This is a genomic window from Agrobacterium sp. 5Ca39 (assembly GCF_055382365.1).
In genome coordinates, this window is sequence record NZ_AP026437.1 from 1,331,044 (window position 1) to 1,345,622 (window position 14,579).

At 60.3% G+C, this 14,579-nt stretch carries 14 protein-coding genes; 3 read left to right on the forward strand and 11 right to left on the reverse strand.

The features are described 5' to 3' along the window. Window positions 1–6 precede the first annotated feature (6 nt). From ACZ47E_RS19845 to ACZ47E_RS19855, 3 genes are all read right to left on the reverse strand, one after another. The gene (locus ACZ47E_RS19845) at window positions 7–843 is read right to left on the reverse strand and encodes a carbohydrate ABC transporter permease (RefSeq protein WP_034496635.1); all 837 of its coding nucleotides are present in this window, start codon (window positions 841–843) and stop codon (window positions 7–9) included. After that, on the reverse strand, window positions 840–1,700 hold the full coding sequence (locus ACZ47E_RS19850) for a carbohydrate ABC transporter permease (RefSeq protein ID WP_112766341.1): 861 nt from the start codon (window positions 1,698–1,700) through the stop codon (window positions 840–842). Before ACZ47E_RS19850 ends, ACZ47E_RS19845 begins: the two co-directional genes overlap by 4 nt. A 234-nt stretch (window positions 1,701–1,934) precedes the next feature. Further along, complete coding sequence (locus ACZ47E_RS19855) at window positions 1,935–3,206, reverse strand: ABC transporter substrate-binding protein (RefSeq protein WP_125271372.1); 1,272 nt, start codon at window positions 3,204–3,206, stop codon at window positions 1,935–1,937. A gap of 92 nt (window positions 3,207–3,298) precedes the next feature. Here ACZ47E_RS19855 and ACZ47E_RS19860 point away from each other — a divergent pair, with 92 nt between their 5' ends. Next, on the forward strand, window positions 3,299–4,189 hold the full coding sequence (locus tag ACZ47E_RS19860) for a helix-turn-helix domain-containing protein (RefSeq protein WP_034496639.1): 891 nt from the start codon (window positions 3,299–3,301) through the stop codon (window positions 4,187–4,189). A 58-nt stretch (window positions 4,190–4,247) separates the two neighbouring features. On the opposite strand, the gene ACZ47E_RS19865 is transcribed toward ACZ47E_RS19860, so the two are convergent. Further along, entirely contained in the window at window positions 4,248–5,102 is an 855-nt protein-coding gene (locus tag ACZ47E_RS19865) for an AraC family transcriptional regulator (protein ID WP_004445008.1), read from the reverse strand. Window positions 5,103–5,226: 124 nt separating this feature from the next. Here ACZ47E_RS19865 and ACZ47E_RS19870 point away from each other — a divergent pair, with 124 nt between their 5' ends. Together ACZ47E_RS19870 and ACZ47E_RS19875 are read left to right on the forward strand one after the other, a co-directional pair. Beyond that, on the forward strand, window positions 5,227–6,423 hold the full coding sequence (locus tag ACZ47E_RS19870) for an MFS transporter (protein WP_004445010.1): 1,197 nt from the start codon (window positions 5,227–5,229) through the stop codon (window positions 6,421–6,423). Between the two features lie 85 nt (window positions 6,424–6,508). Next, complete coding sequence (locus tag ACZ47E_RS19875; protein ID WP_006700384.1) at window positions 6,509–7,405, forward strand: LysR substrate-binding domain-containing protein; 897 nt, start codon at window positions 6,509–6,511, stop codon at window positions 7,403–7,405. A gap of 24 nt (window positions 7,406–7,429) precedes the next feature. Here ACZ47E_RS19875 and ACZ47E_RS19880 read toward each other — a convergent pair whose 3' ends face one another. From ACZ47E_RS19880 to ACZ47E_RS19910, 7 genes are all read right to left on the reverse strand, one after another. After that, window positions 7,430–8,710 carry a TRAP transporter large permease gene (locus ACZ47E_RS19880; protein WP_004445017.1) on the reverse strand — a complete coding sequence of 427 codons (1,281 nt, stop codon included), beginning with the start codon at window positions 8,708–8,710 and terminating at the stop codon, window positions 7,430–7,432. Window positions 8,711–8,713: 3 nt separating this feature from the next. Then, complete coding sequence (locus ACZ47E_RS19885; protein ID WP_004445019.1) at window positions 8,714–9,265, reverse strand: TRAP transporter small permease; 552 nt, start codon at window positions 9,263–9,265, stop codon at window positions 8,714–8,716. Window positions 9,266–9,394: 129 nt separating this feature from the next. Beyond that, window positions 9,395–10,390, reverse strand: a complete 996-nt coding sequence (locus tag ACZ47E_RS19890; RefSeq protein ID WP_035210337.1) for a DctP family TRAP transporter solute-binding subunit — start codon at window positions 10,388–10,390, stop codon at window positions 9,395–9,397. Between the two features lie 22 nt (window positions 10,391–10,412). Next, window positions 10,413–11,315 carry an NAD(P)-dependent oxidoreductase gene (locus tag ACZ47E_RS19895; protein ID WP_072493415.1) on the reverse strand — a complete coding sequence of 301 codons (903 nt, stop codon included), beginning with the start codon at window positions 11,313–11,315 and terminating at the stop codon, window positions 10,413–10,415. Window positions 11,316–11,327: 12 nt separating this feature from the next. After that, complete coding sequence (locus ACZ47E_RS19900) at window positions 11,328–11,630, reverse strand: putative quinol monooxygenase (protein ID WP_034497555.1); 303 nt, start codon at window positions 11,628–11,630, stop codon at window positions 11,328–11,330. A gap of 17 nt (window positions 11,631–11,647) precedes the next feature. After that, entirely contained in the window at window positions 11,648–13,006 is a 1,359-nt protein-coding gene (locus tag ACZ47E_RS19905) for an NAD(P)H-dependent oxidoreductase (protein ID WP_006700383.1), read from the reverse strand. 258 nt (window positions 13,007–13,264) lie between these two features. After that, window positions 13,265–14,278 carry a LacI family DNA-binding transcriptional regulator gene (locus tag ACZ47E_RS19910; RefSeq protein WP_006700382.1) on the reverse strand — a complete coding sequence of 338 codons (1,014 nt, stop codon included), beginning with the start codon at window positions 14,276–14,278 and terminating at the stop codon, window positions 13,265–13,267. Window positions 14,279–14,579: the final 301 nt, after the last annotated feature.

The following is a 14,579-nucleotide window of genomic DNA, read 5'->3' on the forward strand; positions in this document are numbered from 1 at the left end:
CTCCCCTTACTTGACTGCCCCGGCTGAAATGCCGGCGATGAAGTGACGCTGCAGGACCACGAAAACCACGAGAATGGGTGCGGTCAGCAGCACCGCGCCGGCCATGATGCCGCCCCATGACACCTTGGTGAGCCCGATAAGGGTGCCAAGCGCCACGGGTGCGGTCATCATTCCTGGGCGGGAATTGATGAGAAGCGGCCAGAGGTAATTGTTCCACGAGGCCAGGAAGAGAATGATGGAGAGCGCCGCCATGGTGGGTCGCGCCAAGGGCAAAGCAATGCGCAGGAAAATCTGCCATTCCTTGACGCCTTCCACCCGCGCGGCATCGAAAAGCTCCGTCGGCATCATCGAGAAGGATTGCCGCATGAACAGCACGCCTAGCGAGTTGAAGAGCGGCGGCACGATCAGCGCTACCCAGGTATTGGCGAGCTTGAATTCCCGCGCCACCATGATGAATTGCGGAATGACGACGACTGCAAACGGCAGGGTGATGGTGCCGAGAATGATGGCGATCACCACGCCGCGTCCCGCAAAACGGTACCGCGCCAGCGCCCAGCCCGCCATCGACGTCAGGAAGACCGAAAGGACGGTGTAGATGCAGGCGACGGTGATCGAGATGAACATGGCCCTGAGGAAATTCGTATCCGCCTGCAGGTTGTTGAAATTGTCGATGAAGTTGGTGGACGGCACCAGAACGATATCGGGGCTGAAGATGCCGTAATCCGGCATGGTCGAGAACACGAACATCATCCACAGCGGAAACAGCCAGATGACGGCAAGTGGCGTCAGCACCGCGTGCAGCGCGATCTTTTGCCAGAAAAGCGATCTCGATTTCGATCTCATTTCGGCTCCCTCCCGACCCAGAGATTAAGCAACGAAATGGCGATGGCGAGCGCCGCCATGGTGTAGGCGATGGCCGAGGCGTACCCGAAATTGAGCGAGGTGAAGCCCTGCCGATAAAGGAAGAGTCCCAGCGTTTCCGTGCCGCCGCCCGGCCCGCCCCTGTTGGTGATGAGGAAGGGTTCGGCAAAGAGCTGCATGGTGCCGATGACCGACAGGACAACGCAGAACAGGATGATGGGCTTGAGGAGCGGCAGCGTGATATGAAAGAACTGCTGGCGCTTGCTCACCTTGTCCAGCGTCGCCGCCTCATAGACATCGCCGGGGATCGATTGCAGACCGGCGAGAATGATGATGGCGTTATACCCCGCCCAGCGCCATGTCACCGCGATGATGACCAGCGCCATGGCCGCATTGGCATTGTCGAACCACGAGATGGACGAAAGGCCGACTGACGTGATGAGCTTGTTGATGATGCCAAAATCGGCGCTGAACATCAGCCGGAACACCGCCGCATAGGCCACCTCACCGACAACGACAGGCGCGAAGAAGGCAAAACGATAGAGCGGCCGCGCCTTCAGCAGCGGCGAATTCAGGAGCACCGCCATGACGGTGGCGAGCGCGATCATGACCGGCACCTGAATGACCAGAATGATCAGCGTATTGTAGAGCGCGTTATAAAAAGCCGGATCGGAGACGAGCCGCCCCCAGTTCATGGACGGTGCAAACCGCCACGGGTTAATGCGGGTATTCTGGAACGACAGCATGAACGAGCTGATGATCGGCCAGACCCAGAAGGTGGCGAAAATCAGGAGATAAGGTGCAAGGAACGCATAAGCGATCCTGTTCCTAGACGGCATGACGACCTCCAGATGCCGGGCATGGACCGGATAAATGGAAAAGCTTGAAGGCCTGCCCGATTTCGAGGGCGAGACCATTGCAGGGCGGTGCGGCCTATTTCTTCTCCCCAAGGGGGAGAAGGTGGCCCGAAGGGTCGGATGAGGGGGTTAGCTCGCGATCTATCACCAACGTTGCCCCCTTCTCCCCATCGGGGAGAAGAAGCCCGTGGCACCCGCTCGGTCCTGGCCGCCGGCTTACTGCGCGACAGGCAGCCCCGTGGCCGTTTCGATCTGCTTTGCCGCATCATCGAGCGCAGCCTTCGCATCGGGATAGCCACCTGCGAAATATTTCGTCTGCGTCGCCTTGTAGATCGCATCCGCATCGGACTGGAATGCCGTGCCGCGGCTTGGAACGATCTTCGGCAGCGTGGCGAGAATATCGGTCCAGACCGCCTGCCCGCCCCAATAGGGGTGCTTCTCCTTCACGAAGGGATCGTCGATGGCTGACAGCAGCGAGGGAACGAGGCCGAAGGATTTCAGCATCGTCACCTGGCCCTCATTCGTGGTCAGCGCGTAATCGATGTATTTCCATGCGGCTTCCTTGTGCTCGGACGTCGAACTGATCGCCAGCGAAGACCCGCCGAGATTGGCCGCATGCGGACCGTCAGGCGTGAGGCTCGGCATCAGATAGACGCCCCATTTGCCCGCGAGATCGGGCGAGCCGGAGCGGATCGTGCCCTCGTACCAGGCGCCATACATCTGGCTTGCCGCCTTGCCGGCGGTATTGGCCTGGATCTTTTCATCCCAGATCGCCGCCGTGATGATGCCGGCGTCCTTCATTTCCTTGACCTTTTCAAGGGTCGCGACACAGGCGGGCTGGTTGATGGTAATGTTCTGGCCATCGGTCGAAAAGTAACCGCATCCCTGCTCATTGGCGATCATGCGGAACCATTCGCTATCGCCGTTGAAGTCGGCCTGCGCCATGACCGTTCCGGGATTGGCAGCCATGACCTTCTCGCCGGCGGCGATGAAATCATCCCAGCTCTTGATGGTGGCCGGATCGACGCCCGCCTTTTCATAGAAGTCGCGGCGATAGAAAACCGCTACCGGGCCGGAGTCCCACGGAACCGCATAGGCTACACCGTCAACCTCCAGTTCCGTGCGCTTGAAATCAGGAAAAAGCGCCTGTTTCTCCGGCGTATAGCCAAGCTCGGTCAGATTGGCGAAACAATCGGGAAAACGGCTCCAGAACAGTTCCGCTTCGAAATTTTCAATGGTGACGATGTCAGGAAGACCATCGCCCCCGGCGGCGCAGGCGGCCAGCGTCTTGTCAAAAACCTGATTGTTTCCAAGGTCTTCAACGACGATCTTGATATCCGGATTCTGCTTGTTGAAGCCCTCTACCGTGGATTTCAGCGCGGAAGCCGCGACATTCCAGCTCCAGATGGTGACGGTCTCGGTTTGCGCGAAAGCCGGGGCTGCAAGAAGCAGCATGGCCGTAGACGCGCCAAGAAATTTCAAGCACATTGAAAACCTCCCTTTTTCAATTGCCGTTCTTCAGCGAACATGGGCACATTACCGGCGGCAGGAAATCTGTCTCGTAAAAAGGGAACATCGATTTGGCGGAAAGTAAGATTGCTGAAAGAGCCTTCTACCAGCCGGGTGCAAGCAGCATCGAAGGCATGCCGACAACCCTTCAGCTTTTTCACAATCACCCGCCCATCATGCTCAGGCCACACTGGCACGCGCAGGTGGAGGTGAATTACGTGATGGCGGGATCGGTGCATTATCGCATGGGCGATCATGACCTTACGCTTAATTCCGGCCAGATGTGCATCTTCTGGGGTGGCCAGCCGCACCAGATGGACCACTCTTCCGACGATTCGTTTTACGCCGGCGCGCATCTTCCGCTCGTGCACTTTTTCCGCATGCGCCTGCCCGCTACCGTTTCGAGCCTGCTGATGGGCGGTGCGACGATGGTGAGTGCTGAGACGGACAAGGCAGACGCCGAAAATTTCGGCCGCTGGTTTCGCTATGTCACCTCCGGCGACCCGGCGAAAGCCCAGCACGCGGTGGAAGAATTGCTGCTCAGGGTCGAGCGGATGTTCCTCGAGCCATACGCCGTCATATCCTCCGCCGCCAGCGGCAAACGCAGAGAGAATGATGAGGGCATGGCGCCCTCCATCGGCGTGGTACGCATGTGCGATTTCATTGCCGCCAATTTCCTCGACGATATCGACGCAACCGACATCGCCCGCGCCGCCGCGCTTCACCCGAAGTATGCGATGAACCTGTTCCGCAAATCCACCGGCATGACGCTGATCAAATATCTGACCCTGCTCCGTCTTTCGCGCGCGCAGGCCATGCTGATGACGGGCAAGGACAATATCCTGCAGATCGCCATGGAAAGCGGTTTTGGCTCGGTCAGCGCATTCAACAAGGCATTCCGCCAGATATCAGGCATGTCGCCTTCCGATTTCCGCCGCGACATGCGGGCGGCGGCGGCTTAGGGTATCCTCCTCATTCGTGTGCTCGTCACAGGGATGAGGTTGAGTGAGCCACCCAACCCTAGCCACCCATCTCTTCAAAATCGGGAAAAGCAGCGCTGCGTTGCCGCGCCGCCTGGCGATAAGCCCGGGGCGAGCTGCCCAGCATTCGCCGGAACATCGTTGTAAAAGCGGGGATGTTTTCATAACCGGCATCCAGCGCCACGTTCGTCACGGCCTCCCCCGCCGCCAGCCGCGGCAGGGAGGCGAAGATGCAGGCCTGCTGACGCCATGTGGCGAAGCTCACCCCCAGTTCCTTGCGAAACAGACGCGTGAAGGACCGGCGGCTGATGCCCATGGCCGCCGCCCAGTCATCGATCTCCACCCGCGCCACGGGCCTGTTGAGGAAATCCCGGCAAAGCGCTGCCAGCCGCTGATTGTCCGGAAATGGCAAACCCAAAGGGCGTTCCGGCAGGCGGTTCACTTCATCCAGCAAAAGTGCGCGCACGAGACCCTGCCGGTGAAAAGCAGCTGGCTGATGTTCCTCGGCCAGCAATTCGGAAATCAGGCTCGAGGCGAGATCTGTTATTTCCACGACCCTTGGAGACGTTGCCTGGAAGAGATCGGGATGGACGTAGATGGAGTGCATCTCGACATTGGAGATGACTTCGGCCTCATGTTGCAGACCGGCGGGAATGAGCAGCCCGTGACCCGGCGGTATCATCCAGCGCCCATCCGCCGTGCTGACCAGCACCACCCCCCGGCGCGCGCACCATATCTGCACGCGACTATGGTTATGGGGCGGAGTGCGATGCCCCGTCGGATAGATGCGATGGAGCGCCAGCACCGGCTCATTGGTGCCGTCGATCAGTTTCAGGCTGCGCTCATGCTCCTCGAGCGTCACACCGACTGTCTGTCGCGATTTGATTTTTGCCATTTGGCCCACTCACAAAGAAACTCGTCCAGAACACAAATGCAGGCCAGACACAATATGAATAAAAGCGGGAGCAAATAAAGACATGTTTCCCGTTTCATCGGCGGGGATCTGGAGAGGATAATTCATGGCCACCGTCACCAGCACCGGGTTCAACCCGCAACGCACGGCGTTTTCAATCATCGCAGCCGCGAGCTTCTGCCATATGCTGAACGACATCATGCAATCGCTGCTGACGTCGCTTTACCCGTTGCTGAAAGCCAATTACGCGCTCGATTTCGTACAGATCGGACTGCTTACCTTCGCCTTTCAGGTCACGGCATCGCTGCTGCAGCCGGTCGTCGGCATGGTGACAGACCGTTGGCCCATGCCGTTTTCCCTGCCCGTGGCCATGCTCTCCACCTGCGCCGGCCTCATCACGCTCGCCTTTGCCCATAGTTTCGAGGTTCTGGTGATTGGCGCCTGCCTCATCGGCATCGGCTCGGCGATCTTCCATCCCGAAGCCTCGCGCGTTGCCCGCCTGGCATCCGGCGGCCGCCATGGTCTGGCGCAGTCCTTCTTCCAGGTGGGTGGGAATACCGGCACGGCCATCGGCCCGCTGCTCGCCGCCTTCATCGTCATTCCATTGGGCCAGTCGAGCCTCAGCTGGTTCTCGCTGATTGCGCTCCTCGGCTTCGGCGTGCTGTCCTGGGTCGGCGTCTGGTATACCCGCCACCGCCGCGCAACCGTCGGCAAGGCTCCGGCCAGCCGCGCCCTGCCGCTCTCACGCGGAACCGTGATGATGACGCTTCTGGTGCTGGTGGTTCTGACCGCCACCAAGAATGCCTATCTCGCCAGCCTGTCGAGCTACTTCACCTTCTACACCATCGACAGGTTCGGCCTTGGCGTGCAGGACGCGCAGGTACTGCTGTTCCTCTTCCTCGGGGCTTCGGCACTGGGCGTGTTCTTCGGCGGCCCGATCGGTGACCGTTTCGGCTCGCGCGTCGTCATCTGGTTCTCGATCCTCGGCGTCATTCCCTTCGCGTTGATGCTGCCCTATGCGAACCTGTTCTGGACAGCCGTTCTGGTCGTCGTCATCGGCTTCGTCTTCTCTTCCGCTTTCTCGGCCATCGTCGTTTTCGCGCAGGAGCTTGTGCCGGGCCGCGTCGGCCTCATCGCCGGCATGTTCTTCGGTTTCGCCTTCGGTTTCGGTGGCATCGGGGCTGCGGTTCTGGGGGTCTATGCGGATAAGGAAGGCATTGAATTCGTCTACCGCATCTGCTCCTACATGCCGCTGCTCGGCCTTTTGACGGTCTTCCTGCCGAAACTGCCGAGCCATCGCTAAAAGCCTCGCGTTCAACGCTTTTCAACACGGCGGTCACCTGTGATACTCGGGTGACCGCCGTATTCCGTTGAGCAAAGCCCTACCCATGCAAATCCCGATAAAATCGATCCTTGTTTTCCACGCTGCGGCAAGGGCGGGCAGCATTTCCCGGGCGGCGGAAGAGTTGAGCGTGACACCTTCGGCCGTTTCCCAGCAGATCCAGCTGCTGGAAGGCCAGCTCGGCACGACGCTGATGGCGCGGACGGGCCGCAAGGTGACATTGACGGAAGCGGGCGAGCGCTATTTTTCGATGATCACCGCCCAGATCGAGCAGATATCCGACGCCACCGACAGCATTCGCGGTTTCCGTTCCGTCACGGCACTGACGATCCGGGCGACGCCGACCATTTCCAACAAATGGCTTCTGCCGCGTCTCGGCTCCTTTCTGGAGGAGCATCCTGAACTGGAAGTGCGCTTGGACGGCACCAACGAGCCGACCGATTTTTCGCAGGAGCTCGTCGATGTGGAGCTGCGCCACGGCGATGGTCGTTGGCCGGGCCTCTTCGTGGAAGGGCTGGTGGAAGAGGAATTCCTGCCGGTGTCCTCACCGGACTATGCCGCCACCGGAAGCCTTCAGGCTGCCGATCTGCTCGAACTGCGGCTCATTCATTCGGTGAAGGCGCAGGCGCAGTGGACGCACTGGTTCCCGATGGCGGGCGTGCATTCAGACAAAAGATGGCGGCGCGTGCTGTTCGACCGCAGCCATATGGCCATCGACGCCGCGGCCGGCGGTCTGGGCGTCGCGCTGGAAAGCACGCTGATGATGGAACGGGAACTGAGTACCGGAGCGCTTGTCTGCCCCGTCATCGACGCACCGCGCATCAAGCTCGTTACCCAATGGATCGTTTGCCCGCATTCTCACCTGCGGCAGCGAAAGGTGACGCTTTTCCTGGAGTGGATGCGAAAACAACGCGACGAGTGGCGTGACCGTCGCGTTGTCTGAGTTTTTCAGGCGTACTGTTTCGGCTCAGTAGAGACCCATCAGCCGTATCGGCCCAAGCGTCAGGATCGGGAAAAGCACCAGCGCAAATATGGCAAGCGTCAGCACCGTCATCGGCGCCAGCGAACCGCGGATGACATCCTCGATCTTCATGTTCGCGACCTGGGCTGCGGCAAACAGGCAGACCCCGACTGGCGGCGTCACCAGCCCGAGCGTCAGCGTCATGACAGTGACGATCAGGAAATGGATCGGATCGATACCGAGCGCTTCGACCGGCGGCATCAATACCGGAATGAGGATGAACATGGCGGGGATCGCTTCCATGAAAATGCCGATGATCAGCAGGAACACGAAGATCACGAGCATGCCCGTCATCGGCCCGAGGTTCATCGCCTTCAAGAGTTCGGCGACCTGTTCCGGCAGGCCGTCAAAGGTGAAGACCCAGGCAGCCAGCTGCGAAGTGGCGGCGATGAACAGGATGGTTCCGGAAATGCGTGCCGTCGAGATGAGGATTTCCGGCAGTTCGCGCACCGGCAGCGTGCGGTAGACGATGACGCCGAGCACCGCGACATAAACGACCGCGATGGCAGCGGCTTCCGTCGGCGTGAACAGGCCGCTGGCGATGCCGATGATGAGGATCAGCGGGGTGAGCATCGGCAGGATGGCGCGAAGTCCGGTGATGACAACCAGACGGAAGTTGAAGGGGGTCGGCGGGTTATATCCGTAGTGCACGGAATAGAAGTGATTGAAGACCAGGAAGGCGAAGGCGATGAAGAGGCCGGGCACCAGGCCCGCGATCAGCAATGTGCCGATGGACACGTTGGCGATGGAGCCGGCAATGACGATCAGGATCGACGGCGGAATGATCGAGGAGAGCGTGGAGGTGCAAAGCGTCATGCCGACGGCATAACCCTTCGGGAAGCCATGCCGCTCCATCGCCTTGATCTCGATGGCGCCGACAGAGGCGATGTCGGCGACGGACGAGCCGGAGACACCGGAAAAAATCACCGAAGAGATGACGTTGACGTGACCGAGGCCGCCGGGCAACCAGCCCACCATGGCCTCGGCGAAATCGAAAATGCGCTCCGCAACACGCCCCCGCTCCATGACGGTGCCGACGAGGATGAACAGCGGCACGGCGACGAGCAGGAAGGAGTTCATGGACGAGAACATCGTCTGCGACAGCAGGTCCATCGGCATGGAGGTAAAGAGCCAGAGCGTGCCGACGCTGGCGAGCGCCAGCGCAATGGCAAGCGGTACACCGAGCATGCTGAGACCGAAAAAGGCGACGAGAAGAAAGACCGACATGGATCAATGTCCTGCTGAAATGGAGATGTCGGCGTGTGCGATCTCGTCCGCCGGCAGGCCAAGCTCGGGGAGCGCGATGAGCTCCCGGCGGCTGCGCAGCGATTCGACGATGGCGAGCACGGCGATGATGGCGGAAACCGGCAGAACGATGCCGATAGTCCACATCGGGATGGGAAGCGTGGCGGCGGTTTCGTTCATCATGACCTGCTGGCGCACCATGGTCAGGCCCGTCCAGCCCATCATGCCGAAGAAGAACACGGATGAACCGACGTAGATCGGCACCGCGAGCCGCCGGAAGAAGCGGTGAAACAGCACGAGAAACACCACAACACGGGCGCTTTCAACGGTGCGGAAGCCGGCGGCGAGGCCCAGAAACACCATCCAGATGAAGAGAAAGCGGGTCGCTTCCTCGGTCCAGGGGAGAGGACTGCCGATGAGGCGGCCAATGACCTGGAGGAGCACGACGATGAGAATGCCGGCGCAGGCCGCGCCTGCGGCCACATCGGCGATGAGTCTTACGATGGTGCCGAGCACCGAAGGTTTCGTATCGTTCATGACAATACCCTTCCACTGCTGAAACCGGATATCCGGTAAAACGAATGCCACCCTGCCCTCACGGCAAGACGACCCTGCCTGACATTTGGGAAGGCCGGATCGAAACCCGGCCGTCCGTTTGCGGAAAGGTCAGTTCGTCTTGAGGAACGCCTGCGTCTTGTCGAAGAAGGCCTGATCCTTCACCAGAGCGGAGAATTTCGCCGAAAGGCCGGCCGCCACGGCCACGAAAGCCTTGCGCTCGTCATCGGTCAGCGCGTTCACCTCCATGCCGTTCTTTTTCAGCGTTTCCAGTGACTTGTCGATATCGGCAGCGTCGTTCTGCGCCTTCCAGGCCTCCGTTTCCACGGCAGCCTCCTTGAGCGCGGTCTTGAAGTTCTCATCAAGACCTTCAAAACGGGCAGGATTCATGCCCAGCACCCAGGCGTCGGCGATGTGGTTGCTGATCGTCAGGTATTTCTGCACCTCGTAGAGCTTGGCGCTGACCGGCACATTGACCGGATTTTCCTGCCCGTCGACCACCTTGAGCTGGAGGGCATTATAGACTTCGGCAAAAGCCATCGGCGTCGGGGCGGCCCCCATGGCGCCGAAGAATTCAACCCAGAGCGGATTGTTCGGCACCCGCAGCTTCATGCCCTTCAAATCGGCTGGGGATTTGATCGGCGCCCTCGAATTGGTGATCTGGCGCAGCGGCCGTGACCAGAGATCGAGCCCGAGAATGCCGATCTTGCTCAGATCGCTGGAAAGCTCCTTGCCGAGATCGCTGTCGAGATAGACCCGGAGCTGGTCGATATCGCGGAACTGGTAGGGGATGGCGATAGCTGTGAATTTCGGGTTGAACGTCGCGTAGAGCGATGTCGAATTCAGGAGCATGTCAAGCGAGCCGCCGGCCAGCTGCTTGACGCCCGCCGAAGGATCGCCGCCATAAAGCGTACCGTTGGGGAATACCTTGATCTTGAGCTTGCCGTCGGTCTTTTTTGAAACCAGTTCCGCGAACTTGTTGGCGGAAAGCGTGATTTCGGAATTGTCTGCATCCGGCGTCGACAGCGTCAGCGTCTCGGCCCGTGCAATCGATGCGACCAGCATGGTGGCGGCAAGGGCCAGCCCGTAAAGTTTTGAAATTTTCATGTGTTCCTCCCTTTGTTGTGTCTTAAACAGTTTCGAGCGTTCCTCCGAACGCATTCATGCGCTTAATTTCAAGGATCACACCGCTGTGATCAAGCTCGCCCGCGCCATGCTCGACCATGGAGCGAAACAGCCGGTCAACCTCCTCGCTGACCGGTAATGTCAGGCCGCGGCTTCTGGCGAAGGCCAGCGCCGTGGACGTATCCTTGACCTGATATTTCGCCGGCCCGCCGGGGCGGAAATCGCCCTCAACCATGCGTTTTCCGTGCTGACGGAAGACGGTGGAATCGGCAAATCCGCCAAGCAGGGCGTGGCGCACCTGTGCCGGGTCCGCTCCCCCTTCTTCCGCAAGGGTGAGAGCTTCGGCAACGGCGCAGATTGTCGAGGCGACGATCAGCTGATTGGCAAGCTTGGCCAGAGAGCCGCAGCCCACCGGCCCTACGTGCGTGACGCGGCCAAGACAACCGAGGAGCGGCCGCAGCGCATCCACATCCCGCTGTTCACCCCCGGCCATGATGGCGAGCGTTCCTTCGATCGCTCCCTTTTCACCGCCGGACACGGGCGCATCGACATATCTGACGCCGCATGCCATGGCGGCTTCAGCCTGTTCCATCGCAATTTCAACGGGAATGGAACTCATGACCAGCAGAACCGCACCGGGCTTCATGGCTGAAACGATGCCCGGCGAACCGAGCAGAACATCGTTGCAGACCGGCCCGGAACTCAGCATGCAGAGCACCACATCCGCTTCGGCCGCAGCCTCGGCAGCCGTTACGGTCGGCTGGACGCCCTTCTCCGCCAGAACCGCAGCCTTGTCGGCACTGCGGTTCCAGGCCTTGACGGAAAACCCGGCCTCTGCCAGGCGCGCCGCCATGGGTGCGCCCATGATACCCGTACCGATAACGGCGACCTGGCGGATGTCTGCCATCGTTTCCATCCTTCAAAGCCATTGCCGGTTCAGGAAGCGCACCGGCAGTTCTTCTTCGATAAGCGCCGGAAACGCCTCGCGGAAGCGGTCGAGATGCGGTGTCTTCAGGTGGTCGTCAAAAGCCTGTTTGTCGTCATAGACCTCGTAGAACACCACATTGTTTCCCGTTTCCGGCCGCACCACGTCGAATTGCCGGCAACCCGGTTCATCACGAACCGAATGGGTGGCGTCATCACGCGCAGCGTCGAGAAAGGCCTCCATCGCGTCGGGCTTGACCCGAAATTCCGCTATCACCACGAAGGCCCCCTTCGACATGTCCTGATCCCCGCCCGTCACGCCGCAGCGTCCTTTTGCGGGCGGAAGCGGTTTTCCATGTCCTGACGCAGCTTCACCACGTCGAGATCGTTGACCAGCTCCACATCGTCGAAGCTGACGATCTGGTCTTTCCTGATGGCGCGCTTCAGCTTGACGTTATGGGCGAGGCCGATCGGCAGCGCTTTCATGTCCAGGCTGCGGGTCGCTGGAATGGCGTTCGCCCAGACCGCATAACCGCCCTCACCGTCCAGCATTTCGCCGGGCTGCATGTCCTTCTTGGCGGTGGCGACGGCATCGCCGCGGAACTCCTTCGAGCAGCCGGTTGCCTCGTTTCGCAATACGGCAGAGAGCACGCTGATCGAGGTTTCGAGTCCGATGATATGGAACGGACGCCACATGGAGGCATACCAGCCGGACGGATCGGTCAGCAGGCCATATTGCTTGAAGCAGGCGCGGGCATATTCATTGTGCGCCTTGAACGTGACGAAGACGCCGTAACGGATGTTGTTGAACACCTCGCGTCCATCCGGTTCCTGGCTTGCGGCGATATCCACCAGGCCTGAACGGGCCATGCGGCCGCCATCGGCGGCGGGACGGAAAACACGGGCGAGATCGTGCAGGCCGGCGGGCGGGAAAGCCAGACCGTCATCCGGGCAATCCAGCCCCGTACCATTGGCGACAGCCGCCATTTCGATGGCTGCCTTGGTGCCATCGGTGAAGGAATTATACATTTTCGGATTGAAGTCGCCCTTGGCCACTTCCTCGTCCGTCCAGCCGAAATAACCCCAGACCGTGTCCGGCGTCGAATAACGGTAACGCGGCTCGAAGTTCATGCCCTTGCCCGCGGAAACGACCTCGAAGCCGGTGGCGCGCGCCCAGTCGACAAGCTCGCAGATCAACGCCGGCTGGTCGCCGTAAGCCATGGAATAGATCAGGCCCTTGGCGCGGGCCTTTTCGGCAAGGATCGGGCCGACCATGACGTCGGCTTCGACATTGACCATGACGACGTGTTTGTTGTGGTCGATGGCGCCCAACGCGTGGCGGGCACCGGCCAGCGGATGGCCGGTGGCCTCGATGACGCATTCGATCTCACCGCAGGCGAAAAGCTCGTTCACGTCGTCGGTCACATAGGTCTTGCCGCTCTTCAGCGCCTCGGCGCAGCTCTTCGCATCGTAGCGTTCCTTCGGCCAGCCGACGCGATCCAGCGATTCCTTCGCCTTTCCGACATTGAGGTCCGCAACGGCGACCATGTGGAAACCGGCGATGCGCTGCGCCTGCGCCAGCACCATGGAGCCGAACTTGCCCGCGCCGATGAGGCCGACGCGGACAGGCCTGCCGCCGGCCGCACGTTCTGACAGAAGAGAATAGAGGTTCATGTTTCATCATCCTTCGCTGGGGAAATTGCTGGCGAGAATGTCCAGTCAGCCCGGCGAAAACCATGCGATACCGCGGCTGCGAGGCTCCCCTCACGGCACCGGAGACATGGCAATCTGACGTTCCTCCCGAAGCCCGGCACACCTGTGCGCCGGCTCTCGCGGTCGCCTCCCAAAGCAACCTTGAGAACAGAGTAGGAGCGTTCAAATATTAGTTCTATTTAGAAAATCACATTTTTATTTTAGTTTTTCTAACGATCCTCAGGCCGATTTCCGCAGCATCAGATCGGCGCTGAGCAGGATGCGCTCCCGCATTCGGGTGGCATCGTCTGCCTCCTCGTTCAGTTTCTGAAACAGCAGCTCGATCGACAGCCTGCCGATCTCGTTGTAGTTCTGCGCCACGGTGGTGATGGGCGGGCAGGCATAACGCGCCAGCGGATGATCGTCGTGGCCAGCGACCCTCAGATCGTAATCGGCGCCGTGGCCGACCCTGATGCCCTTCTGAAAAGCCGCGGCGATGACGCCGAAGGCGATGCGGTCATGGGCGCACAGGATCGTCCGCGACGGCAGAAGCGTGCGCCGTTCCAGAAGCCGGCCTGCTTCCTCGAAAGCAAACCGTTCAAACTCCCATGTGATGTCGCCCGGGACGTTAATCACATGTGGCTCGAAGCCGAGCTGTTGCATGGCCTCTACATAGGCCGTGCGGCGCGTGGCGGCATTGGTATTGACCTGCGGCATGTCGAAGAAACAGGGCGGTTCTCCCGACCGGCAGAGATAATCCACCATCAGTCCCACGCTCTGCCGGTTATCGGTGCCGACAAAGGCGGACGTCTCGTCGAGCGGCGAATCGACATAGACGATCGGGACAGTGGCCGCGAGTTGCTCCAGCGTAGCGCGATGGGATTTGACGCCAAGCGGCGCGATGATGGCACCCGCCACGTTCATCGACTTGAAGGTGCGGATGGCGCGGTCTTCGATTTCGGGCTTGCCGTCCGATGAAAGCACGAAGGCCAGAAACCCGGCTTCGCTGGCGATGAGCTCGATACGGCTCGTGAGCGCCATATAAAAGGGGTCGGTGGAACTCGGGATGATGATGCCGATGATGTTGGAACGGCGGCGGTTGAGGTTGACGGCGAAAATGTTCGGCCGAAACCCGGATTTCTTCAGCGCATCCTCGATGGCATCCCGCGTCTTCTTGCGGACCGAGGCCGGATCATTGAAGTATTTCGAAACGGTCGGGCGGGAAAGGCCGACAAACTCCGAAAACTCCTCCATCGTCCTGATAGATTTGGCCAAAGTGCTTGCCCCCATGAACGTCACAGGTGGCACTTTACATCGACGGGCCTTCGCACGAAAAGCCGGTTCGATGCGGTTATCAACGGCCAAACGATCAATCGGCCGCAAATTAGAGTTTTATAGTGGCCGGATCGGACAACTCGAAAGCTCCGGTCCGTCCCTGCCAGGGCGCAAGGTCGACGGGGGTCGACGGCCAGAACCGATGGCAAGCTCGAGCTCAGGCTCGGTCAGGCCCTTTCATCACGCCGATGACAGCAGGGTGATCCCGGCCTGAATGACA

What these genes read in the sequence shown, in the direction of transcription:
- ACZ47E_RS19900 (WP_034497555.1), bottom strand. Translation starts at nt 11,630, where the DNA reads ATGTCGAAGGGGGCCTTCGTGGTGATAGCGGAATTTCGGGTCAAGCCC.
- ACZ47E_RS19895 (WP_072493415.1), bottom strand. Translation starts at nt 11,315, where the DNA reads ATGGCAGACATCCGCCAGGTCGCCGTTATCGGTACGGGTATCATGGGC.
- ACZ47E_RS19905 (WP_006700383.1), bottom strand. Translation starts at nt 13,006, where the DNA reads ATGAACCTCTATTCTCTTCTGTCAGAACGTGCGGCCGGCGGCAGGCCT.
- ACZ47E_RS19845 (WP_034496635.1), bottom strand. Translation starts at nt 843, where the DNA reads ATGAGATCGAAATCGAGATCGCTTTTCTGGCAAAAGATCGCGCTGCAC.
- ACZ47E_RS19875 (WP_006700384.1), top strand. Translation starts at nt 6,509, where the DNA reads ATGCAAATCCCGATAAAATCGATCCTTGTTTTCCACGCTGCGGCAAGG.
- ACZ47E_RS19865 (WP_004445008.1), bottom strand. Translation starts at nt 5,102, where the DNA reads ATGGCAAAAATCAAATCGCGACAGACAGTCGGTGTGACGCTCGAGGAG.
- ACZ47E_RS19880 (WP_004445017.1), bottom strand. Translation starts at nt 8,710, where the DNA reads ATGTCGGTCTTTCTTCTCGTCGCCTTTTTCGGTCTCAGCATGCTCGGT.
- ACZ47E_RS19855 (WP_125271372.1), bottom strand. Translation starts at nt 3,206, where the DNA reads ATGTGCTTGAAATTTCTTGGCGCGTCTACGGCCATGCTGCTTCTTGCA.
- ACZ47E_RS19910 (WP_006700382.1), bottom strand. Translation starts at nt 14,278, where the DNA reads ATGGAGGAGTTTTCGGAGTTTGTCGGCCTTTCCCGCCCGACCGTTTCG.
- ACZ47E_RS19870 (WP_004445010.1), top strand. Translation starts at nt 5,227, where the DNA reads ATGGCCACCGTCACCAGCACCGGGTTCAACCCGCAACGCACGGCGTTT.
- ACZ47E_RS19885 (WP_004445019.1), bottom strand. Translation starts at nt 9,265, where the DNA reads ATGAACGATACGAAACCTTCGGTGCTCGGCACCATCGTAAGACTCATC.
- ACZ47E_RS19850 (WP_112766341.1), bottom strand. Translation starts at nt 1,700, where the DNA reads ATGCCGTCTAGGAACAGGATCGCTTATGCGTTCCTTGCACCTTATCTC.
- ACZ47E_RS19890 (WP_035210337.1), bottom strand. Translation starts at nt 10,390, where the DNA reads ATGAAAATTTCAAAACTTTACGGGCTGGCCCTTGCCGCCACCATGCTG.